Source organism: Hylemonella gracilis (assembly GCF_004328645.1).
GTDB lineage: Bacteria > Pseudomonadota > Gammaproteobacteria > Burkholderiales > Burkholderiaceae_C > Hylemonella > Hylemonella gracilis_B.
Window position 1 is genome coordinate 1292368 of sequence record NZ_CP031395.1, and the last position, 21108, is coordinate 1313475.

A 21108-nucleotide genomic window follows, 5' to 3' on the forward strand; every position below is an offset into this window, starting at 1 on the left:
TCATGAGTATTCTATTGACGGGTGGCGTTGGCTACATTGGCAGCCATGCGGCGGTGACGTTGGCGCAGATTGGACATAAAGTGGTTCTTTATGACAATCTCAGCAATAGCCGCGCAGACGTGGTGTCGCGGTTAGCGAGGATTCTGGGGCATGCTCCTGTGCTGATTGAGGGAGATGTGCGCGATACAGAGCTTCTGGCGCAAACGTTGCGCACTTATAGTGTCAGCGCCGTGATGCATTTTGCCGGACTCAAGGCCGTAGGCGAGTCGGTGGCTCAGCCACTGGCTTACTACGACAACAACGTCACCGGCACCCAGTGCCTTGTGCGTGCCATGCGGCGCTGCGGCGTGCGTAAGCTCGTGTTCAGTTCGAGCGCGACGGTCTATGGTGAACCGCAGTATCTGCCGTTGGATGAGAAGCACCCGACCCATGCCGTCAATCCGTATGGTCGGAGCAAGTTGCACGTTGAGGAGATGCTGAGCGACCTTGCAGTTTCGGATGCAGACTGGAGGATTGCCTGCTTGCGCTATTTCAATCCGGTGGGCGCGCATTCATCCGGATTGATCGGAGAAGATCCCAATGGCACTCCCAACAATCTCATGCCCTATATCGCGCAGGTCGCAACGGGGCGTCGCGACAGGCTCAGCGTGTTCGGTGGGGATTACGACACGCCGGATGGAACGGGTGTTCGGGATTACATTCACGTGACTGATTTGGCTGATGGGCATCTCGCCGCATTGAATTTTTTAGGGCGCGACGATGCGGCTGGGTGGCATGCCTTCAATTTGGGCACAGGGACGGGCCACAGCGTGTTGGAGGTGATTCAGGCTTTCGAACGCGCAAGTGGCATGAATGTGCCATATGAAATAGTCGCGCGTCGTCCCGGGGATGTGGCCTCTAGTTATGCCAGTTCGGACAAGGCGCGACAGATACTGGGCTGGCAAGCAGGGGTCCGCCTGGATGAAATGTGCATCAGCGCGTGGCGCTGGCAACAGCACTGTGCGCAACTTTAGCGGGGGCTGGTGAGAAAAAAAAGATCAGGGATGGAAGCAATACTGTGAACAGCATCGTCATCGCCGGCATGATTTCTTGGGTAATTACCCTGTTGATCATCCGCTTCAATCATTTGCACAACGACTTGACTGCGGACTGCATGACCGGGGTCCAGAAGTTTCATTCACATCCCACGCCGCGCGTGGGAGGGGTAGGCTTGTACTGTGGCGTGGCGGTTGTGGCGCTTTTTCTTCTTCTGCGCGAACTGGATGTCGGTTGGAGCCTGCTGATGCTATTGCTTGCGGCGGCCCCGGCTTTTGCCGGAGGGCTGGTGGAGGATCTCACCAAGAAAGTCTCCGTGCTTTGGCGTCTTGGGTTGACCATGGTGTCGGCTGTCCTTGGGTATGTGTTGCTGGGGGCGGAATTGAATCGTCTGGACGTTCCCTTGGTGGATCAGTGGGTGGACTTGGCGTTGAGTTGGTGGCCTCTGTCCTTGTTGCTGACCATGGTGGCGATCGGGGGCGTGGCCAACGCCATCAACATCATCGACGGCTTTCACGGTCTGGCGGGCGTGTTCTGCCTGATGATCTTCGGCGCCTTGGGTTACGTGGCCTTTTTGCTCGGCGACACGCTCTTGTGGACCACTTGCGCGGCCCTGATCGGCGCGTTGCTTGGCTTCTTGGTTTGGAACTATCCCCGAGGGCTGATTTTCCTGGGGGACGGTGGCGCCTATTTCCTCGGCTTCATGGCAGGTGAACTGTCGGTGCTGCTGGTGATGCGCCATCCGGAGGTTTCGCCCTGGTTCCCGATGCTGCTGATGATCTACCCGGTCTTCGAAACTCTCTTCTCGATCTATCGCAAAAAGATCCTGCGTGGCATGTCGCCTGGGGAACCCGACGGGGTGCATTTGCATATGCTGGTATACAAACGCTTGGTGCGCTGGGCCGTAGGCAGTTCCGAGGCGGAAGACAGGAACAACCGCAATGCGCTGACTTCACCCTATCTCTGGGTGTTGTCTTCCATGGCCATTTTCCCAGCGATGTTGTTCTGGCGCTCGACGCCCATGCTGATGTGCTTCGTGCTGCTGTTCGCCGTGAGCTATGTTTGGCTCTACCGTCGCATCGTGCTGTTCAAGGTACCCAGGCGGCTGGTGCTGCGCAAGACGCGCACTCCGGACGGGCGTTCCGAACAAGGCCCCGTGGACCGCTAGCCAGTCCCATGAATGGGTGCCGGACGGATAACGGACCAATCAATGGACGGTACTTGCCGAAGGCGCTTGTGACTTGCGGCACAATTTGACCGTCTTTCCTTCCCGCGCTTGCTGCCGTGACCGACGCCCTCAATCCGCCTGCCTCCTCCCAAGCCAAAGCCGCCATCCTGGCCCAGGCCCTGCCTTACATCCGCCAGTTCCATGGCAAGACCATGGTCATCAAGTACGGCGGCAACGCGATGACGGAGCCAGCGCTGCAGCGGGCCTTCGCCGAGGACGTGGTGCTGCTCAAGCTGGTGGGCATCAATCCTGTGGTGGTGCACGGCGGCGGGCCGCAGATCGAGACGGCCTTGAAGCGCCTGGGCAAGAAGGGGGAGTTCGTACAGGGCATGCGCGTGACTGACGCCGAGACCATGGAGGTCGTCGAGTGGGTGCTGGCTGGCGAGGTGCAGCAGCACATCGTGGGCCTGATCAACCACGCGGGCGGCAAGGCCGTGGGCTTGACCGGGCGCGACGGCGGCATGATCCGCGCGAAGACGCTGAATCCCGAACTGGGCCAGGTCGGCGACATCACGGCCATTGATCCTTCGGTGGTCAAGGCCTTGCAGGATGACCAGTTCATCCCGGTGGTCAGCCCCATCGGCTTCGGCGAGGCCAACGAGAGTTACAACATCAATGCCGACGTGGTGGCCGCCAGGCTGGCGATGGTGCTGCAGGCCGAGAAATTGCTGATGTTGTCTAACATTCCCGGCGTGCTGGACAAGCAGGGCCAGCTGCTGACCGAGCTGACCATGAAGCGCATCGATGAACTGATGGCCGATGGCACCATCTCGGGCGGCATGATTCCGAAGATCGCGGGCGCGGTGGACGCGGCCCGCAGCGGTGTGAACGCCGTGCACATCATCGACGGTCGGGTGCCGCATGCCATGCTGCTGGAAATCCTGACCGGCGATGCCTACGGCACCATGATCCGTTCGCACTGAGCACCTGCAGGCGGGTGATTCCGTCCCATTCGGAATCGCCGCCGCCGAATGTTGGACAATGACCCGTAACCGCTAAACACTCATTCCCCGCACCGAATGTCCGACGCCGATCTCCCCTCCGCCGCCGAGTCTCCCGCCACGGATGCCCCGAAGTGGAGGCCGGGACGGAGGTCACCCCGGCCCGCAAGCGACCCAAGCCCGGCGAGCGGCGCATCCAGATCCTGCAGGCGCTGGCCGCCATGCTGGAACAGCCCGGTGCCGAGCGCATCACCACCGCGGCCCTGGCGGCCCGCCTGGAAGTGAGCGAGGCCGCCCTGTACCGCCATTTCGCCAGCAAGGCGCAAATGTTTGAGGGCCTGATCGAATTCATCGAGCAGTCTGTGTTCACCCTGGCCAACCAGATCGCCGAGCGCGAATCGCAAGCCACCGACCCCAGCGCGGGGCTGCGCCAGGCCGCCGCGGTCGTGACCCTGTTGCTGCAGTTCGCCGAGAAAAACCCCGGCATGGTGCGCGTGATGGTCGGTGACGCCCTGGTGTACGAGAACGAGCGTCTGCAGCAACGCATGAACCAGTTCTTCGACAAGATCGAAACCCTGCTCAAGCAAGGCCTGCGCTTCGGCGCGGCGGCCGATGCCTCCACGCCCTCGGCCGATGCCCAGGTGCAGGCCTCGGTGCTCACGGCCTTCGTGGTGGGCCGCCTGCAGCGTTTCGCACGCTCGGGCTTTCGCCGACCGCCTACGGAATTCCTGGACGACAGCTTGGCGCAGATGCTGCGCTGAGGCGCTGGTCGGGGTCACCGATCGGCTCGAGGCAGGCACCGCTGTGGGGCTTGGCCCGAGGTTCTGCTGACCGTTGGTGCCAGACGTGCATCAGAACGGCAGATAAAAAAAGAGGAGATCGACCATGAAACTTGCTCGTTATGGCAAGCCCGGCCAGGAAAAACCGGGCCTGATCGATGCCGAAGGCCGGCTGCGCTCGCTGGCCGGTGTGCTGCCCGACATCGGTCCCGCGCAACTGTCGGACGCCTCGCTGGCCAAGCTGCAAAAACTGAAGGCCGACAAACTGCCTCTGGTGCGCGGCCAGGTCCGCTACGGCGCGCCGGTGGCGGGCACGCCCAAATTCATCGCCATCGGCCTGAACTACAGCGACCACGCCAAGGAAGCGGGCATGCCCATCCCGGCCGAACCCATCGTCTTCACCAAGGCCGTCAGCTGCATCCAGGGACCGGACGACGACGTGATGCTGCCCAAGGGCGGCCAGAAGGGCGACTGGGAGGTGGAACTGGGCGTCATCATCGGCAAGACGGCCCGCCATGTCACGCAGAAGGCCGCGTTGGACCATGTGGCGGGGTATGTGTTGGCCAATGACGTGAGTGAACGTGCCTTCCAGCTGGAGCGCGGCGGCCAGTGGGACAAGGGCAAGGGCTGCGACACCTTTGGCCCTCTGGGGCCCTGGCTGGTGACGAAAGACGAGATCCCGAACCCGCAGAAGCTGGGCATGTGGCTGGATGTGAACGGCCAGCGCATGCAGACCGGTAACACCCGGACCATGATCTTCAGCGTGGCCAAGATCATCAGCCACCTGAGCGAGTACATGACGCTGTCGCCCGGTGACGTGATCATCACCGGGACCCCGCCTGGCGTGGGCATGGGGATGAGGCCTCAGCGCTTCCTGCAGCCTGGGGACGTGATGACACTGGGCATCGAGGGCTTGGGCACACAGACCCAGCACGTCGTCGCGTTCAAGCGCTAAAACCCCAACCTTTCCGCTTATCAGACACGGGCAAACCGGCGGACCAGACCTGGTCTTGTGGGGAGTCACTTTTTTGAGGCAAAATAGAACGATCGTTCGTTTTATTTTGAGTCATGCCCCAGCTCGCCGTTCCCGGCCGCAAAACAGCTCGCCGCCGCGTCGCCGCGCCAGACGCCGCGCCGAGCCGCGTCCTGCACAAGGGGCAGCAGACCCGTCTGGTCATCCTGGACGCTGCCTTGGCCCTGGCGGCCGAGGCGGGGCTTGAGGGCTTGTCCATCGGCGCGCTGGCCGAGTCCACGGGCATGAGCAAGTCTGGCGTCTTCGCGCATTTCGGTTCGCGCGAGGAGTTGCAGATTTCCGTCATTCATGAATACTTCCAGCGCTTCGAGCAGGAGGTGTTTTATCCAGCGATCCAGGAAGCGCGCGGCCTGCCGCGCCTGCGTGCGCTGTTCGAGAACTGGATGAAGCGCGTGACGGAGGAAATCCAGTCGGGCTGCATTTTCATCAGCGGCGCGATCGACTTCGACGACCGGCCTGGCCCCGTGCGTGATGCGCTGGCATGTTCGGTGCGGGTCTGGCTCGCGGCGGTGGAGCGTGCCGCGACCCTCGCGAAAGAAGAGGAAGAGTTGGTGGCCGACGCGGATGTGCGGCAGATTTGCTTCGAGATCCACGGCCTGATCCTGTCCGTGCATTACGAGGCGCGTTTTCTTCAGACGCCGGGTTCCATCGAGCGTGCCCAAAGGGCCTTCGAGCAAATCCTGGCGCGATATTCGTCCGGCGCGCACTGAGCGGGACCGCGAGTGGTCATTCCATCAGGCTTACATATACCGGTTCTTTAATTCAACCTTCGAACACACAAGGAGTACACCATGCCCAGCTACAACCCGCCCCTGCGCGACATGCAGTTCGTGATGCACGAGATGCTCGACGTGAGCAGTGCGCTCAAGCAGATGCCGCGCCATGCCGATACGGACGCCGACACCATCAATGCCGTGCTGGAAGAGGGCGGCAAGTTCGCCGCCGAGGTGGTGTTTCCGCTCAACATCAGCGGCGACCAGGAAGGCTGCACGCTGAATCCGCAGACGCGCGAGGTCACCACGCCCAAGGGCTTCAAGGAGGCCTACGCGCAGTACATCGAAGGCGGCTGGGCCGCGCTGTCCTGCGACCCTGAATACGGCGGCCAGGGCCTGCCCTTCGTGCTGAACCAGTGCCTGTACGAGATGTTGAACTCGGCCAACCAGGCCTGGACCATGTACCCCGGTCTGTCGCATGGTGCCTACGAGTGCCTGCAGGCCCACGGCACCGACGAGCAGAAGAAGCAGTTGCTGCCCAAGTTGGTCAGCGGTGAGTGGCTGGGCACCATGTGCCTGACCGAGCCGCATTGCGGCACCGACCTGGGCCTGCTGCGCACCAAGGCCGAACCCCAGGCCGATGGCACTTACAAGATCAACGGCACCAAAATCTTCATCAGCTCGGGCGACAACGACTTCACCGAAAACATCGTTCACCTGGTGTTGGCCCGCCTGCCCGACGCGCCCAAGGGCAGCAAGGGCATCAGCCTGTTCGCGGTCAGCAAGTACAAGCTCAAGGCCGATGGTTCCCTCGGCGAGCAAAACGGCATCTACTGCGGTGGCCTCGAGCACAAGATGGGCATCCACGGCAACGCCACCTGTCAGATGGTCCTGGACAACGCGGTCGGCACCCTGGTGGGCCAGCCGCACAAGGGCCTGCAAGCCATGTTCGTGATGATGAACGCCGCCCGTCTGGGCGTGGGTAACCAGTCGCTCGGCCTGACGGAGGTTGCCTACCAGAACGCCCTGGCCTACGCCAAGGACCGCCTGCAGATGCGCAGCCTGTCCGGCACCAAGGCCAAGGACAAGGAAGCCGACCCCATCATCGTGCACCCGGACGTGCGCAAGATGCTGCTGACCGCCAAGGCCTACGCCGAAGGCGGCCGCGCCCTGGCCTGCTACTGCGCGCTGCTGCTGGACCAGCACCTGTACCACCCCGACGAGCAGGTGCGCCAGGACAGCGACGAACTGCTGGCCCTGCTTACCCCCATCATCAAGGCCTTCCTGACAGACAACGGCTTCCAGGCCACCGTGATGTGCCAGCAGGTCTTCGGCGGTCATGGCTACATCAAGGAATGGGGCATGGAGCAGTTCGTGCGCGATGCCCGCATCAACATGATCTACGAAGGCACGAACACCGTGCAGTCGCTGGACCTGCTGGGCCGCAAGATCCTGGGCAACAACGGCGCGACGCTCAAGAAGTTCGGCAAGATCGTTGGCGCGCTGATCGAGGAAGAGGGCGTGAACGAGAAGATGAGCGAGTTCATCAGCCCCCTGGCCGTGCTGGCCGAGCAGATGACCAAGTTCACCATGGAAATTGGCTTCAAGGGCATGCAGAACCCAGACGAGGTGGGCGCCGCCGCCGTGGACTACCTGCGTGTCGCGGGTCACCTCGTGTTCGGCTACTTCCATGCTCGCATGGCCTCCGTCGCGCTCAAGAAGATCGCCGCCGGCGACACCGATCCCTTCTACCAGGCCAAGCTGCAGACCGCGCGCTTCTACTTCGCCAAGCTCTTCCCCGAGACCGCGACGCTGATGCGCACGGCCCGCGCGGGCTCCAAGTCCCTGATGGACACCCACCTGGCCCTGGCCTGAAGCATATGAAGCACCCCCGAAACGCCTTTGGCATCTCCCCCTTGAGGGGGCACACCCAGTGGCCCGGCCAAGCCGGTTCCACGGGTGCCCGCGTCTGGTTGCTTGGTACGCTGCTTTTTGTGGCGGCTTCGGTCGTTCACGCCCAGAACACGCCCGTGGGTAAGTGGCACACCATCGATGACGAAACGGGCGAGGTGAAGAGCCTCATCGCCATCACCGAGACGGGGGGTGTCGTTGCGGGCCGCATCGAGCAACTGCTGCGCAAGGGCGCGGACCCGAAGGCAAGCTGCGTGAAATGCGAGGACGACCGCAAGGGCCAGCCCATGGTGGGCCTGGAGATCATCCGCGGCGTCAAACAGAACCGCGGCGAGGCCATCTGGGAAGGTGGCGAGATCCTCGACCCGGAAAAAGGCAAGACCTATAAGCTCAAGCTGACGCCCATCGAGGGCGGGGCCAAGCTGCAGGTGCGCGGCTACCTCGGTCCCTTCTACCGCACCCAGATCTGGGTGCGCGTGAACTGAAGACACAAAGGAACATCATCATGTCCCGATTCCAAGTAAGAAAAGTCGCCGTGCTCGGCGCGGGCGTGATGGGTGCGCAGATCGCGGCCCATCTCGTGAACGTCAAAGTGCCGGTGGTGCTGTTCGATCTGCCGGCCAAAGAGGGGCACAAGAACGGCATCGTCACCAAGGCGATCGACAACCTCAAGAAACTCAAGCCCTCGCCCCTGGGCGTGGCCGACGACGCGGCGTTGATCCAGGCCGCCAACTACGAAGAGAACCTGGGCTTGCTCGGTGAATGCGACCTCATCATCGAGGCCATCGCCGAGCGCATGGACTGGAAGCTCGATCTCTACAAGAAGATCGCGCCGCACGTCGCCAAGCACGCCATCGTGGCGTCCAACACCTCGGGCCTGTCCATCACCAAGCTGTCCGAGGCGCTGCCGGCCGAGATCAAACCGCGCTTCTGTGGCATTCACTTCTTCAACCCGCCGCGCTACATGTACCTGGTGGAGCTGATCGCGACGCCGACGACGCAGCCCGCCATCCTCGACCAGCTCGAAACCTTCGTGACCAGCGCCGTGGGCAAGGGCGTGGTGCGCGCCAAGGACACGCCCAACTTCATCGCCAACCGCGTGGGCATCGCCGGCATGCTGGCGACCATGAAGGAGGTCGAGAACTACGGCCTCGGCTACGACGTGGTGGACGACCTCACGGGCAAGAAGTTGGGCCGCGCGTCCAGCGGCACCTTCCGCACCGCCGACGTGGTGGGCCTGGACACCATGGCCCACGTGATCAAGACGCTGCAGGACAACCTGGACGAGAAGAGCGACTCCTTCTACGGCAGCTTCGGCACGCCGGCCGTGCTCAAGACCCTGATCGAGATGGGCAACCTGGGGCAGAAGAGCAAGGCGGGCTTCTACAAGAAGGTGGGCCGCGACATCCTGCGCTTCGACCTCGAGGGCAAGGAGTACGTGCCGGGTGGTGAAAAGGCCGACGCGGTCTACGAGCGCATGCTCAAGAAGCCCGCGGGCGAGCGCCTCAAGCTCTTGCGCAACGCCGAGGGCAAGCAGGGCCAGTTCCTCTGGGCCATCCTGCGCAACAGCTTCCACTACGCGGCCGTGCACCTGGCGACCATCGCCGACACCGCCGCCGACGTGGACTTGGCCATGCGCTGGGGTTTCGGCATGAAGCAAGGTCCCTTCGAGCTCTGGCAGGAAGCCGGCTGGCTCGAGGTGGCCAAGATGGTGCAAGCCGACATCGACGCGGGCAAGGCGCTGAGCAAGGAGCCGCTGCCCAAGTGGGTGTTCAGCGACGCGGTGGTGAAGGCGGGCGGCGTGCACACCGCCAAGGGCTCCTACAACCCCACGACGGGTCAGTTCCAGCCGCGCCGCCGACTGCCGGTGTACGAGTTGCAGTACTTCCGCGAAAGCCTGCTGGGCGACGGTACGCCAAAATACAAGACGGCAGGCATCACCCTGCACGAGGACGAGGCCATCCGCATCTGGACGCTGGACGACAACCGCGCCAGCGTGACCGGCAGCGTGCTGATCGCCAGCATCAAGAGCAAGATGCACGCGATCGGCCCCGGCGTGGTCGAAGGCCTGGTGCGCGCGGTGGAGATTGCCGAGCAGGACTACCAGGGTCTGGTGATCTGGTCGGGTGACGAGCCTTTCAGCGTGGGCGCGGACCTGCAGGCCACGCTGCCCGCCTTCATGGTGGCCGGCGTGGGTGCGATCGAAGGCGCCGAGCAGGAGATGCAGACCATGATGCTGCGCCTGCGTTACGCGGGCGTGCCGGTGGTGTCCGCGATCCGCGGCATGGCGCTCGGCGGCGGCTGTGAGCTGGCGGTCTATTCGCAGCGCCGCGTGGTCGCCATGGAAAGCTACATCGGCCTTGTGGAAGTCGGCGTGGGTCTGGTGCCCGGCGCGGGCGGTCTGACCTACATCGCGCGCCGCGCGGCCGAGAACGCGGCTTTCTCCACCAACAAGGAACTGCTGCCCTTCCTGACCGAGGGTTTCACCGCCGCCGCCATGGCCAAGGTGGGTACCAGTGCGCTGGAATCGCGCAAGCTGGGCTACCTGCTGGACAGCGATGTGATCGTCCCGAACAAGGACGAGCTGCTCTACGTCGCGCTCAACGAAGCCAAGGCCATGTACCAGGGCGGCTGGCGCGCCCCGCTCAAGCGTCTCTTCCCGGTGGCCGGTCGCAGCGGCATCGCGACCATCAAGGGCCAGCTCGTGAACATGCGCGACGGCGGCTTCGTCAGCCAGCACGACTTCCATATCGCCAGTCTGATCGCTGAAGTGGTCTGTGGCGGCGATGTGGATGCGAACACGCTGGTCAGTGAGGAGTACTTGATGGCGCTGGAGCGCAAGGCCTTCTGCTCGCTGATCGTGCATCCCAAGACGCAGGAGCGCATCCTCGGCATGCTCAACACCGGCAAGCCCGTTCGCAATTGATGAAGCTACTGCGCGTCCCTCATGCCGCGTTGGGCGGTGCTCGGAATCCTTACGTACAGGAAGTACGTTCCGGTTCCTGCGCTCCGTCCGCCTTGCCTGAGGGTCGCTCGCTACGCTTCCTCAATCACGAACAAAACCCTATTAACGTGATGAAGAAAGACGCATCATGAAACAAGTGCAAGACGCTTACATCGTTGCCGCCACGCGCACGCCCATCGGCCGTTCGCACCGCGGTTTCTTCCGCAATATGCGGCCCGATGACCTGCTGGCGACCACGCTCAAGGCCGCGCTGGCCCAGGTGCCGAACCTGGACCCCAAGTCCATCGAGGACGTGGTGGCCGGCTGCGCCATTCCCGAAGGGCCGCAAGGCCTGAACGTGGCGCGCATCGCCGCGGTCATGGCGGGCCTGCCGGTGGGCGTGGGCGGCATCACGGTCAACCGTTTCTGCGCCTCGGGCCTGTCGGCCGTGCAGATGGCGGCCGACCGCATCCGCGTTGGCGAGGCCGAGGTGATGATCGCCGCTGGTGTGGAAAGCATGAGCATGGTGCCCATGGGTGGCAACGTGCCGTCCTTCTCGCCCAACTTCTTCGGCAACACCGACAACGTGGACGACTACGGCATCGCCTACGGCATGGGCCTGACGGCCGAGAAGGTCGCCACGCAGTGGAAGGTGAGCCGCGACGACCAGGACGAGTTCGCCTACAGGTCCCACATGAAGGCCGTGGCCGCGATGAAGGCTGGCGACTTTGGCGACGAGATCACGCCCATCGAGGTGGCCGAGCGTTCGGTGAACCTGGACTCCGCCGAGGTGTCGGTCAAGAAGCGCAGCGTGAATCTGGACGAGGGCGCGCGCCCCGACACCACCGTCGAGGCGCTGGCCAAGCTCAAACCCGTGTTCGCCGCGCGCGGCTCGGTGACTGCGGGCAACAGCTCGCAGACCAGCGACGGCGCGGGCGCGCTGATCCTGGCCAGCGAAGCCGCTGTCAAGCGCTTCAACCTGCAGCCGCTGGCGCGTTTCGTCAGCTTCGCCTCCAAGGGCGTGCCCTCGCACATCATGGGCATCGGCCCCATCGAGGCGATTCCCGCAGCGCTGCGCTACGCGGGCCTCAGGCACGAGGACATGGACTGGATCGAACTGAACGAGGCTTTCGCCGCGCAGTCGCTGGCGGTGATCCGCACCCTGGGCCTGAACCCCGCCAAGGTCAACCCCATGGGGGGGGCGATCGCGCTGGGCCACCCGCTGGGCGCGACCGGCGCCATCCGATCGGCCACTGTGGTGCACGCGCTGCGCCGCAAGAACCTGAAGTACGGCATGGTCACGATGTGCGTGGGCATGGGACAGGGCGCGGCCGGCATCTTCGAGCGCGTCTGACGACCGGCGGGTCGGCCTCTGCGGCCCCCGGTTTCACGGAGTATCGCCATGCAAACCAGAACCCTCACTGTCGACAGTGCCACCTTGGCTGTGCGTGTCTTCGAACCTGCAGGCGAGATCAGGGCCACGGTGGTCATCGGTGGCGCGATGGGCGTGCCCCAGAGCTACTACGCGGCCTACGCGACCTGGCTGGCGCAGGAGGGCTACCGAGTCTGGACGTTCGACTACCGCGGGCATGGTGATTCCCTGGGGTTCGTGCCGGGCGGGCGGCTGCGCGGTTTCAAGGCCAACCTCTTTGATTGGGCGCGTGACTACGAAGCCGTTGTGAAGAGCGCGCGCAACGAGCGCCCGCAATTGGCGCTCTACCTGCTGGGCCACAGCCTGGGCGCTCAACTGCCCGGGCTGTTCGAGCGTCCCGAGCGGGTCGATGGCTTGTTCAGTCTGGCGGCGGGCAGCGGTTACTGGCGGGAGAACGCGCCCGCATTGCGTCGTCGTGTGCTGTTCTTCTGGTACGTCGCCGCGCCCTTGGCGACGCTGCTGTGCGGCTACTTTCCCGGGCGGCGCCTGGGCATGGTGGGCGACCTGCCCGCGGGCGTGATTCGCCAGTGGCGGCGCTGGTGCCTGCATCCGCGCTACATGGTGGCCGAAGGGCACGAAGTGGAACGGCTCTATGCCGCCGCGCCATACCCCATCCGGGCCTGGTCCTTCAGCGACGACGAGATGATGACCCTGGACGGCACGCGCAGCCTGCTGGCCCTCTACGCATCTGCCCCCCAGGCGCTGGAAGTCATTCGACCCGCCGAGGTCGAACTGCCGCGCATCGGCCATTTCGGCTTTTTCCGCGACAGCATGCGCAAGGCGTTGTGGCCACGCAGCGCGCGGGTGTTGCAATCCTTCGCGGACGAACATTACGCCCGCGATTCCCGGTTTTGAAGGGCGGTTCACGATGCATGCTTTCGATGCCGCCCTGCGGCTGGATCCCGTCGGGCAGGACCGCCGTCCCGCGCGTTTCGCGGGCCACACCAGCGCCGATTACTGGAACATGGTCGGGCCCTTTGGCGGCAGCACGGCGGCCGTGGTGCTGGCCGCCATCCTGCGCCATCCCGATCTGCTGGGTTCGCCCCTGTCTATCACGGTCAACTACGCGGCCGCCCTGACGCAAGGGCCGTTCGAAGTGCAGGTGCTGCCCGCGCGCACCAACCGCTCGACCCAGCACTGGACGGCGGCCATCGTGCAGAACGACGAAGAGGGGCAACCCCAGGTCGTCACCACGGCCACCGCCGTGACGGCCGCGCGACGCGAGACCTGGAGCATGAGCGACCGGCCCATGCCGCAGGTGCTGGCGCCGGCCGAGCTGCCCGCGCGGGGGTTCGAGCGGGCCATGGCCTGGCTGGGCCAGTACGAGATGCGCCCGGTCAGCGGTTCCATTCCCGAGGCCTGGGACGATCGCTTGGGCACGGACAGCACCACACGACTCTGGATCCGCGACCAGCCGCCGCGCCCGCTGGATTTCTGCTCGCTGCTCGCCTGCTCGGACGTGTTCTTTCCGCGCGTCTGGCTCCGGCGCGCCACCTACACGCCCGCAGGCACGGTGTCGATCACGACCTATTTCCACGCCAGTGCCCAGGAACTGCAGGCGACGGGCGTGGGCTGGCTGCTCGGTCAGGCCAGCGCGCAGGAATTCCGCAACGGCTTCTTCGATCAGTCCGCGCAGCTCTGGAACGAGGCCGGCGTGCTGCTCGCCACCAGCCATCAGATCGTCTACTACAAAGCCTAAACTTCAGGAGACCCTTCATGAGCGACATCCTCGTCCACACCGAAGACGGCATCGCCACCCTGAGCTTCAACCGCCCCGAGCGCAAGAACTCCATCACCTCCGCCATGTACGCGCAGCTGGCCGACGCGGTGGAGGCGGCGGCGGCCGATGCCAGCGTGCGGGTGCTGGTGTTCCAAGGCAGCGAGACCGTGTTCTCTGCGGGCAACGACATCGGCGATTTCCTGAATGCGCCCCCGGCCGATCCGAATGCGCCGGTCTGGCGCTTTATGCGCGCCTTGGCCGGTTTCCAGAAGCCCGCTTTGGCTGCGGTCAACGGCCCGGCCGTGGGCATCGGCACCACCTTGTTGTTCCATTGCGACCTGGTGTACGCGGGAGACAACGCGGCCTTCTCCATGCCCTTCGTCAACCTGGGCCTGTGCCCTGAGTTCGCCTCCAGCCTGCTGGTGCCGCGCATGTTCGGTTACCACCGCGCGGCCGAGGCCCTGCTGCTGGGTGAACCCTTCATGGCCGAAGCAGCGCTGGAAGTCGGCCTCGTCAACCGCGTGCTCGCGCCCGCCGAGACCCATGCCTACGCCCAGGCCCAGGCCCGCAAGCTCGCGGCCAAGCCTTTGAGCGCCCTGGTCGAGACCAAGCGCCTCATGAAGCGCGGACTGGACGTGGAGGTGAACGCGCGCATGAACGAGGAGGGCGCCAGCTTCGGCCGCATGCTGCGTGAACCCGCCGCCCGCGAAGCTTTCGGCGCTTTCATGGCCAAACGGAAACCTGACTTCAGCAAAGTCTGAAGTCGGTCGCCCGCAGGGCCGCCACAATGGCCCCATGTTTGTCATCGCCAAGCTTCTGAACGTTCTCACCCAGCCCTTGGCCTGGGTGGTGGCCTTGCTCTTGCTCGGATTGCTGCTACAGCGCCACTGGCGCCGCGCGGGCCAGGGCCTGCTCTGGGCCGCACTGTTCGTGTTGCTGCTGCAGGGCTGGGAGCCTCTGCCTGATGCCTTGCTGCGCCAGCTCGAAGCGCAACACCCCGCGCCCGTGCAGCTCAATCTGTCTCAATACGCTGGCGTGATTGTGCTCGGTGGCAGCACAGAGTCAAGCTATGTCTGGGAGGGCCACGACCAGCCCGCGCTCAACAGCGCGGCCGAGCGCTTGACCGCGGCCTTGCCGTTGTTGCAGCGCGAGCCCAGGCTGTTGCTGCTCTACACGGGGGGCGAAGGCGAATGGCTGGCCGATGGGCTGAGCGAGGCAGAGCGTGCGCGCCGCTTCTATGCCCAGCAGGGCGTGCCATCTGAGCGGCTGCTGCTGGAAAGCCGCTCGCGCAACACCCACGAAAATGCCTTGTTCAGCGCCGCCTTGCCCGGCGTCGACCGGACACGTCCCTGGCTGCTCATCACTTCGGCCTGGCACATGCCGCGCGCCTTGGGCACCTTCAAGCAGGTGGGCTGGAATGTGACGCCCTGGCCCACCGACTATCGCACCGGTCTGGCCACGCCCTGGCACCAGTATTCCCTGTCGCAGGGGGCCGCGAAATGGCAGCTGGCCTTGCATGAACTGCTGGGATGGGCGGCCTACCGCCTGAGCGGCAGGCTCTGAGCCCCGGCGCCCTCAGGCCGTCATCGCGGGCCGGTGCGGCACTTCGCGCGGCCGGCCTTGTTCGTCGATGCAGACATAGGTCAGCGTGGCTTCGGTGACCTTGACGAACTGTCCTTGGGACTTCATGCGTTCGGCATAGACCTCGATCTTGACGGTCAGGGAGGTGCGGCCGACGCGGACCAGCTTGGCGTAGAAGCTGAGCAGATCACCCACGCGCACCGGCTGTTTGAACAGGAATTCGTTGACGGCCACGGTGGCCATGCGCCCGCCCGCATAACGGGCCGGGAGCACGGAGCCGGCCAGGTCGACCTGGGCCATGACCCAGCCACCGAAGATGTCGCCATTGGCGTTGCAGTCCGCCGGCATGGGGATGACCTTGAGCACCAGTTCCTCGTCGGAGGGCGGGGTGGCGGGGCCGAGATTGACGGGGAGGGCGGCGGGGGCAAGAGACATGGAGGACAATTCCTGAAAAACCGGCCCGCGCAATGCGGACTCTCTGAATTGTCTCACTCCCACCCTCATCCTTCCCATGCGCGGCCACGCTGACCACTCCGCGCGCCGTGGCGGCGCGCTTTTGAATTCCTCCCTCGTTTCCGTCGCGCCCGTGCTGGCAGCCGGGCAGCGTTCGGACTGGGCCACGCTGGGCAAGTTGTTCCCTTACCTCTGGCACTACAAATGGCGGGTGTTGGCGGCGCTGGCTTTCATGATCTGCGCCAAGCTGGCCAACGTGAGTGTGCCGGTGCTGCTCAAGGAGCTGGTGGACCGCATGAGCGGGGCCACCGGCATAGGCGCCGCAGTGGCCGCGGCGGTGATCGTCCCGGCCGCGCTGTTGCTGGCGTATGGGGCGCTGCGCTTCATGACCTCCCTGTTCACGGAACTGCGTGAGCTGATCTTCGCCAAGGCGACCGAGGGTGCCGCGCGCAAGCTGTCCCTGCAAGTCTTCGGGCATCTGCATGCGCTGTCCTTGCGCTTTCATCTGGAGCGGCAGACGGGTGGCATGACCCGCGACATCGAGCGGGGCACGCGCGCCGTGCACACCCTGATTTCCTATTCGCTCTACAGCATCCTGCCGACGCTGATCGAGTTCGCGCTGGTGCTGGGCCTGCTGGCGTTCAAGTTTGATCCGATGTTCGTCTGGATCACCCTGACCGCGCTGATCGCCTACATCGTGTTCACGGTCTCGGTCACCGAGTGGCGCACGCAGTACCGCCGCCGCATGAACGAGATGGACAGCAATGCGCACGGCCGCGCCATCGATTCCCTGCTCAACTACGAGACGGTCAAGTACTTCAACAACGAAACCTTCGAGGCGCGCCGTTACGACGAGCACCTGGAGCAGTACCGGCGCGCCGCCATCAAGAGCCAGATGACGCTGAGCCTGCTCAACACCGGGCAGCAGCTCATCATCGCGACTGGCCTGGTCGCCATGCTCTGGCGCGCGGCGTCGGGCGTGGCCGATGGGCGCATGACCCTGGGCGATCTGGTGATGGTCAACGCTTTGATGATTCAGCTCTATATCCCACTGAACTTCCTGGGCGTGCTGTACCGCGAGATCAAGCAGAGCCTGGCCGACATCGACAAGATGTTCACCTTGCTGGAGCGCGAGCGCGAAGTGGCCGATGTGCCGGGCGCGGTGGAACTGGCCTTGCCCGGGCAGGGATCCCCCGCCGTTTGTTTTGATGACGTCAGCTTCGCCTACGACCCGGCCCGCCCCATCCTGCAGGGCCTGAGTTTCGAGATCCCGGCTGGCAAGACCGTGGCCGTGGTCGGACCTTCAGGCGCGGGCAAATCCACGCTGGCGCGTCTGCTCTACCGCTTCTACGACATCACGGGCGGGAGCATCCGCATCGCGGACCAGGACATCCGCCAGGTGACACAGGGCAGCCTGCGCCGGGCCATCGGCATCGTGCCGCAGGACACCGTGCTGTTCAACGACACCATCGCCTACAACATCGCTTATGGCCGCACCACTGACCCAAGCCGTCCCGGCCAGGCCGGTGCGACTCGGGAGGAGATCGAGGCAGCGGCCAAGGCTGCCCACATCCATGACTTCGTGAGCGCGCAACCCCAGGGCTACGACACCATGGTGGGCGAGCGCGGGCTCAAGCTGTCGGGCGGCGAGAAACAGCGCGTGGCCATCGCGCGCACCTTGCTGAAGAATCCGCCCATCCTGATCTTCGACGAAGCCACCTCGGCCCTGGACAGCGCCAACGAGCGCGCCATCCAAGCCGAATTGCAAAGCGTTGCGCGAGGCAAGACCACGCTGGTCATCGCGCACCGCCTGTCCACCGTGGTCGATGCGCACGAAATTCTCGTGCTGGAACAAGGGCGTATCGTGGAGCGTGGATCGCATGCCGCCCTGCTGGAAAAGAACGGCAGCTACGCGCGCATGTGGGCCTTGCAACAGAGCGTTTCGGACGCGATCTGAGCCCCAGGGCGCAGGCCGGGGCCATAATCCGCTCCCGGTTTTCCCGTAAAGGAGACCCGGGTACGGTTTTTGCTCGTCTTTTTGCTAGATACTTCGCCGTCCCATTTTTTCATCCCGGTTCTATTCCGGAATTCACAGAAGGAGCTCCTCACATGAAAAAGCATTTGCTGGTTTCCGCCTTTGCCGTGGCGCTGACGACCCTGGCCGCAGGCGTGCAAGCCCAGGCCAATGACACCCTGGCCAAGATCAAGTCCTCCGGCAAGGTGGTGATGGGTGTGCGCGAGTCTTCTGCGCCTCTGTCCTACACGCTGGGTGACGGCAAGTACACCGGCTACCACGTCGAGCTCTGCCAGAACATCCTGAAGTCCGTGGCCCCCGGCGCGACCGTCGAATACACGCCCGTCACGTCCGCCAACCGCATCCCGCTGGTGCAGAACGGCACCGTGGACATCGAGTGCGGCTCCACCACCAACAACGCCACCCGCCAGAAAGACGTGAGCTTCGCGCTGACGACCTACGTGACGGAAGTGCGCACCGCCGTCAAGGCGACCTCGAAGATCAAGTCCATCGCCGACCTCGAAGGTAAGACCGTCGCCACCACCACGGGCACCACGTCCGTGGCCCTGCTGCGCAAGCACAAGCGCGGCGCCGACATCAAGTTCACCGAGGTCTACGGCAAGGACCACGCCGACAGCTTCCTGCTGCTCGAGTCCGGCCGCGCCGACGCTTTCGTGATGGATGACAACATCCTGGCGGGCCTGATCGCGAGTTCCAAGAATCCGAAGGACTTCACGATCGTTGGCGAAACGCTCAACATCGAGCCCATCGCCATCATGGTCCGCAAGGACGACCCGGCCTTCAAGAAGGCCGTGGACGACTACATCCGCGCAGCCATCAAGTCCGGCGAGCTGAACAAGCTCTACAGCAAGTGGTTCTTGAGCCCGATCCCGCCGAAGAACACCAGCGTGAACCTGGCCATGGGCTCCGTGCTGAAGGATCTGCTGAAGAACCCGTCCGACGCGCCGGCCGAGGAATTCAACAAGTAATCCCGGCTTGAAGAAACGCCCGCCGCGCGGCGCAGCCCGTCGGCGGGCGTTTTCACAGTCGGACATTCGTCCCGATTTCAGCGTAAGCAAGCAAGGAATGAGGTAAGGCATGGCCCTGGATTGGTCCATCTTCTGTGCCGACACCATCGATCAACAGGTGCAGGCAAATTGCCTGGGCGTGGGCCGCGACCAGACCTATCTGGGGTGGCTGATCGAGGCGTGGGGGCAGACCATCATGGTCGCGGTGCTGGCGCTCGGCGTGGCGCTGGTCATCGGCACCGTCGTCGGCGTGCTGCGCACCCTGCCCGACACGCCGCACGGCAAATCGCGCATCGCGCGCTGGGCCAACCTCTGGGTAGAGTTTTTCCGCAACATACCCCTTTTGGTGCAGGTCATCCTCTGGTACCACGTGGTGCCGGTGGTTTTCCCGGTTTTTGCGGACGTGCCCAAGCTGCTGCTTGTGGTGATCGGGCTGGGCTTCTTCACTTCGGCCCGCATCGCCGAGCAGGTGCGCGCAGGCATTCAGGCCCTGCCTCGTGGTCAGCGCTACGCCGGCCTGGCATTGGGCTTCACGACCCGGCAGACTTACCGCTATGTGCTGCTGCCCATGGCGTTTCGCATCATCATCCCGCCGCTGACCAGCGAGTGCATGAACATCTTCAAGAATTCGTCGGTGGCCTTTGCCGTGTCCATCACCGAATTGACCTTCTTTGCCCAGCAGGCGGGCGAGGAAACCTCGCGTGGCATCGAGATCTACCTGGCCGTGACCCTGCTCTACATCATCTCGGCTTTCGCCATCAACCGGATCATGGCATTCATCGAAAAGCGCGTCCGCGTGCCTGGATTCGTCGCATCCACCGGTGGAGGCCATTGACATGATGGTGCTGGACTTTTCCTTTTTCACCTGGGAGGTGTTCCGTTCCTACGTGCTGGGTGGCCTCTGGTTCAGTCTCGCGCTGACCTTGGTGGCAACCCTGGGCGGGGTGTTTTTCGGCACGCTGCTCGCCTTGATGCGACTGTCAGGCATCAAGGCGCTGGAGCTGACGGCCGCGGTCTATGTCAACGGCATGCGTTCCATCCCGCTGCTGATGGTGCTGCTGTGGTTTTTCTTGCTGGTGCCCTTGGTCATCGGGCGACCCATCGGCGCCGAGGGCTCTGCGGTCATCACCTTCGTCGCCTTCGAAGCGGCTTATTTCAGTGAAATCATGCGGGCCGGCATCCAGTCGATTCCGCGCGGACAAGTGAATGCCGGTTTTGCCCTGGGCATGAGCTATGGGCAGAACATGAAGCTGGTCATCCTGCCGCAGGCCTTCCGCAACATGCTGCCGGTGCTGATGACACAGACCATCATCCTGTTCCAGGACACCTCGCTGGTCTACATCATCACCGCGCACGATTTGCTGCATGGTTTCACCGTGGCGGGCAACAACCTGAGCCATCCGCGCGAAGCCTACATCCTGGCCGCGGTGCTTTATTTCGTGATCTGCTACAGCCTGTCCAATGCCGTCAAACGCCTGCAGCAGAAGATCGCCATCATTCGCTAAAAACTGTTTTCGTCGGAGTTTTCATCCATGTCCCAGCCCATGATCGAAATCAAGGAAGTGTCCAAGTGGTACGGCCCGGTGCAGGTGCTCAACCATTGCTCGGTCAGCATCAACAAGGGTGACGTGGTCGTGGTGTGCGGTCCCTCGGGTTCGGGCAAGTCCACGCTGATCAAGACCGTGAACGCGCTCGAGCCCTTCCAGCAGGGCGAGATATTCGTGGACGGCGTGCCCCTGCACGATCCCAAGACCAACCTTCCCAAGCTGCGCAGCCGCGTCGGCATGGTGTTCCAGCACTTCGAGCTGTTCCCGCACCTGTCCGTGACGGAAAACCTGACCATCGCGCAGGTGAAGGTGCTGGGCCGCAGCCTGGACGAAGCCAAGGCGCGCGGCCTGAAGATGCTGGACCGCGTGGGCCTGATGGCGCACAAGGACAAGTTCCCCGGCCAGCTGTCGGGCGGCCAGCAGCAACGCGTGGCCATCGCGCGTGCGTTGTCCATGGACCCGATCGTGATGCTGTTCGACGAGCCGACCTCGGCGCTGGACCCCGAAATGGTGGGTGAGGTGCTGGATGTGATGGTCAAGTTGGCGGGCGAAGGCATGACCATGATGGTGGTCACGCACGAAATGGGTTTTGCCCGCAAGGTCGCCAGCCGCGTGATCTTCATCGACGTCGGCGGCCGCATCCTGGAGGATTGCTCCAAGGACCAGTTCTTCGGCAACCTCGAGGCCCGCCAGCCGCGCACCAAGGATTTCCTGAACAAGATCCTGGCGCATTGAGCCGGGGTGCGGTC

The 21108-nt window shown here is 64.0% G+C and carries 20 protein-coding genes and 1 other RNA gene; 20 read left to right on the plus strand and 1 reads right to left on the minus strand.

Annotated elements, in window-relative coordinates:
- The first annotated feature begins 2 nt into the window (after nt 1–2).
- The 15 genes from galE (at nt 3) to DW355_RS06220 (ending at nt 15299) form a co-directional block, all read left to right on the plus strand.
- The gene (gene galE / locus DW355_RS06150) at nt 3–1013 is read left to right on the plus strand and encodes a UDP-glucose 4-epimerase GalE (RefSeq protein ID WP_131278505.1); all 1011 of its coding nucleotides are present in this window, start codon (nt 3–5) and stop codon (nt 1011–1013) included.
- Nucleotides 980–2203 carry an MraY family glycosyltransferase gene (locus DW355_RS06155; RefSeq protein WP_347562747.1) on the plus strand — a complete coding sequence of 408 codons (1224 nt, stop codon included), beginning with the start codon at nt 980–982 and terminating at the stop codon, nt 2201–2203. Before galE ends, DW355_RS06155 begins: the two co-directional genes overlap by 34 nt.
- A 116-nt stretch (nt 2204–2319) precedes the next feature.
- Nucleotides 2320–3186, plus strand: a complete 867-nt coding sequence (argB, locus tag DW355_RS06160; protein WP_131278507.1) for an acetylglutamate kinase — start codon at nt 2320–2322, stop codon at nt 3184–3186.
- A gap of 152 nt (nt 3187–3338) precedes the next feature.
- Nucleotides 3339–3965 carry a nucleoid occlusion factor SlmA gene (slmA, locus tag DW355_RS06165; RefSeq protein WP_131278509.1) on the plus strand — a complete coding sequence of 209 codons (627 nt, stop codon included), beginning with the start codon at nt 3339–3341 and terminating at the stop codon, nt 3963–3965.
- 124 nt (nt 3966–4089) lie between these two features.
- A complete protein-coding gene (locus tag DW355_RS06170) occupies nt 4090–4938 on the plus strand; it encodes a fumarylacetoacetate hydrolase family protein (RefSeq protein WP_131278511.1) in 849 nt (282 codons plus the stop codon).
- Nucleotides 4939–5051: 113 nt separating this feature from the next.
- A complete protein-coding gene (locus tag DW355_RS06175) occupies nt 5052–5726 on the plus strand; it encodes a TetR/AcrR family transcriptional regulator (protein WP_131278513.1) in 675 nt (224 codons plus the stop codon).
- Nucleotides 5727–5807: 81 nt separating this feature from the next.
- Nucleotides 5808–7604: an acyl-CoA dehydrogenase C-terminal domain-containing protein gene (locus tag DW355_RS06180; RefSeq protein ID WP_131278515.1), complete on the plus strand. Its 1797-nt coding sequence runs from the start codon at nt 5808–5810 to the stop codon at nt 7602–7604.
- Between the two features lie 5 nt (nt 7605–7609).
- Nucleotides 7610–8125: a DUF2147 domain-containing protein gene (locus DW355_RS06185; protein ID WP_131278517.1), complete on the plus strand. Its 516-nt coding sequence runs from the start codon at nt 7610–7612 to the stop codon at nt 8123–8125.
- 20 nt (nt 8126–8145) lie between these two features.
- Complete coding sequence (locus DW355_RS06190; RefSeq protein WP_131278519.1) at nt 8146–10566, plus strand: 3-hydroxyacyl-CoA dehydrogenase/enoyl-CoA hydratase family protein; 2421 nt, start codon at nt 8146–8148, stop codon at nt 10564–10566.
- A 51-nt stretch (nt 10567–10617) separates the two neighbouring features.
- Nucleotides 10618–10692, plus strand: a non-coding RNA gene (locus tag DW355_RS06195) — sX9 sRNA.
- A 40-nt stretch (nt 10693–10732) separates the two neighbouring features.
- Complete coding sequence (locus tag DW355_RS06200) at nt 10733–11938, plus strand: acetyl-CoA C-acyltransferase (protein WP_131278521.1); 1206 nt, start codon at nt 10733–10735, stop codon at nt 11936–11938.
- A 48-nt stretch (nt 11939–11986) separates the two neighbouring features.
- Nucleotides 11987–12871, plus strand: a complete 885-nt coding sequence (locus DW355_RS06205; RefSeq protein ID WP_131278523.1) for an alpha/beta hydrolase family protein — start codon at nt 11987–11989, stop codon at nt 12869–12871.
- Between the two features lie 13 nt (nt 12872–12884).
- The gene (locus DW355_RS06210) at nt 12885–13715 is read left to right on the plus strand and encodes an acyl-CoA thioesterase (protein ID WP_131278526.1); all 831 of its coding nucleotides are present in this window, start codon (nt 12885–12887) and stop codon (nt 13713–13715) included.
- 17 nt (nt 13716–13732) lie between these two features.
- Complete coding sequence (locus tag DW355_RS06215) at nt 13733–14497, plus strand: enoyl-CoA hydratase (protein ID WP_131278528.1); 765 nt, start codon at nt 13733–13735, stop codon at nt 14495–14497.
- Between the two features lie 34 nt (nt 14498–14531).
- On the plus strand, nt 14532–15299 hold the full coding sequence (locus DW355_RS06220; protein ID WP_131278530.1) for a YdcF family protein: 768 nt from the start codon (nt 14532–14534) through the stop codon (nt 15297–15299).
- Nucleotides 15300–15311: 12 nt separating this feature from the next.
- On the opposite strand, the gene DW355_RS06225 is transcribed toward DW355_RS06220, so the two are convergent.
- Nucleotides 15312–15752 (minus strand): acyl-CoA thioesterase, encoded by a 441-nt coding sequence (locus DW355_RS06225; RefSeq protein WP_131278532.1) that lies wholly within the window; start codon nt 15750–15752, stop codon nt 15312–15314.
- Between the two features lie 76 nt (nt 15753–15828).
- Between DW355_RS06225 and DW355_RS06230 the strand changes: the two genes are divergently transcribed.
- From DW355_RS06230 to DW355_RS06250, 5 genes are all read left to right on the plus strand, one after another.
- On the plus strand, nt 15829–17727 hold the full coding sequence (locus DW355_RS06230; RefSeq protein WP_131278534.1) for an ABCB family ABC transporter ATP-binding protein/permease: 1899 nt from the start codon (nt 15829–15831) through the stop codon (nt 17725–17727).
- A 152-nt stretch (nt 17728–17879) separates the two neighbouring features.
- The gene (locus DW355_RS06235; protein WP_131278535.1) at nt 17880–18773 is read left to right on the plus strand and encodes an amino acid ABC transporter substrate-binding protein; all 894 of its coding nucleotides are present in this window, start codon (nt 17880–17882) and stop codon (nt 18771–18773) included.
- A gap of 109 nt (nt 18774–18882) precedes the next feature.
- The gene (locus DW355_RS06240) at nt 18883–19647 is read left to right on the plus strand and encodes an amino acid ABC transporter permease (protein ID WP_131278537.1); all 765 of its coding nucleotides are present in this window, start codon (nt 18883–18885) and stop codon (nt 19645–19647) included.
- Nucleotides 19648–19651: 4 nt separating this feature from the next.
- Nucleotides 19652–20317 (plus strand): amino acid ABC transporter permease, encoded by a 666-nt coding sequence (locus DW355_RS06245; RefSeq protein WP_131282375.1) that lies wholly within the window; start codon nt 19652–19654, stop codon nt 20315–20317.
- Between the two features lie 39 nt (nt 20318–20356).
- A complete protein-coding gene (locus tag DW355_RS06250; protein WP_131282378.1) occupies nt 20357–21094 on the plus strand; it encodes an amino acid ABC transporter ATP-binding protein in 738 nt (245 codons plus the stop codon).
- The last annotated feature ends 14 nt before the right edge of the window (nt 21095–21108 follow it).

Coding starts and splice junctions, on each gene's coding strand:
- DW355_RS06190 (WP_131278519.1), top strand. CDS start 8,146: ATGTCCCGATTCCAAGTAAGAAAAGTCGCCGTGCTCGGCGCGGGCGTG.
- galE (WP_131278505.1), top strand. CDS start 3: ATGAGTATTCTATTGACGGGTGGCGTTGGCTACATTGGCAGCCATGCG.
- DW355_RS06245 (WP_131282375.1), top strand. CDS start 19,652: ATGGTGCTGGACTTTTCCTTTTTCACCTGGGAGGTGTTCCGTTCCTAC.
- DW355_RS06215 (WP_131278528.1), top strand. CDS start 13,733: ATGAGCGACATCCTCGTCCACACCGAAGACGGCATCGCCACCCTGAGC.
- DW355_RS06230 (WP_131278534.1), top strand. CDS start 15,829: ATGCGCGGCCACGCTGACCACTCCGCGCGCCGTGGCGGCGCGCTTTTG.
- DW355_RS06185 (WP_131278517.1), top strand. CDS start 7,610: ATGAAGCACCCCCGAAACGCCTTTGGCATCTCCCCCTTGAGGGGGCAC.
- DW355_RS06210 (WP_131278526.1), top strand. CDS start 12,885: ATGCATGCTTTCGATGCCGCCCTGCGGCTGGATCCCGTCGGGCAGGAC.
- DW355_RS06180 (WP_131278515.1), top strand. CDS start 5,808: ATGCCCAGCTACAACCCGCCCCTGCGCGACATGCAGTTCGTGATGCAC.
- DW355_RS06175 (WP_131278513.1), top strand. CDS start 5,052: ATGCCCCAGCTCGCCGTTCCCGGCCGCAAAACAGCTCGCCGCCGCGTC.
- DW355_RS06170 (WP_131278511.1), top strand. CDS start 4,090: ATGAAACTTGCTCGTTATGGCAAGCCCGGCCAGGAAAAACCGGGCCTG.
- DW355_RS06220 (WP_131278530.1), top strand. CDS start 14,532: ATGTTTGTCATCGCCAAGCTTCTGAACGTTCTCACCCAGCCCTTGGCC.
- DW355_RS06225 (WP_131278532.1), bottom strand. CDS start 15,752: ATGTCTCTTGCCCCCGCCGCCCTCCCCGTCAATCTCGGCCCCGCCACC.
- DW355_RS06240 (WP_131278537.1), top strand. CDS start 18,883: ATGGCCCTGGATTGGTCCATCTTCTGTGCCGACACCATCGATCAACAG.
- DW355_RS06235 (WP_131278535.1), top strand. CDS start 17,880: ATGAAAAAGCATTTGCTGGTTTCCGCCTTTGCCGTGGCGCTGACGACC.
- DW355_RS06250 (WP_131282378.1), top strand. CDS start 20,357: ATGATCGAAATCAAGGAAGTGTCCAAGTGGTACGGCCCGGTGCAGGTG.
- DW355_RS06200 (WP_131278521.1), top strand. CDS start 10,733: ATGAAACAAGTGCAAGACGCTTACATCGTTGCCGCCACGCGCACGCCC.
- DW355_RS06205 (WP_131278523.1), top strand. CDS start 11,987: ATGCAAACCAGAACCCTCACTGTCGACAGTGCCACCTTGGCTGTGCGT.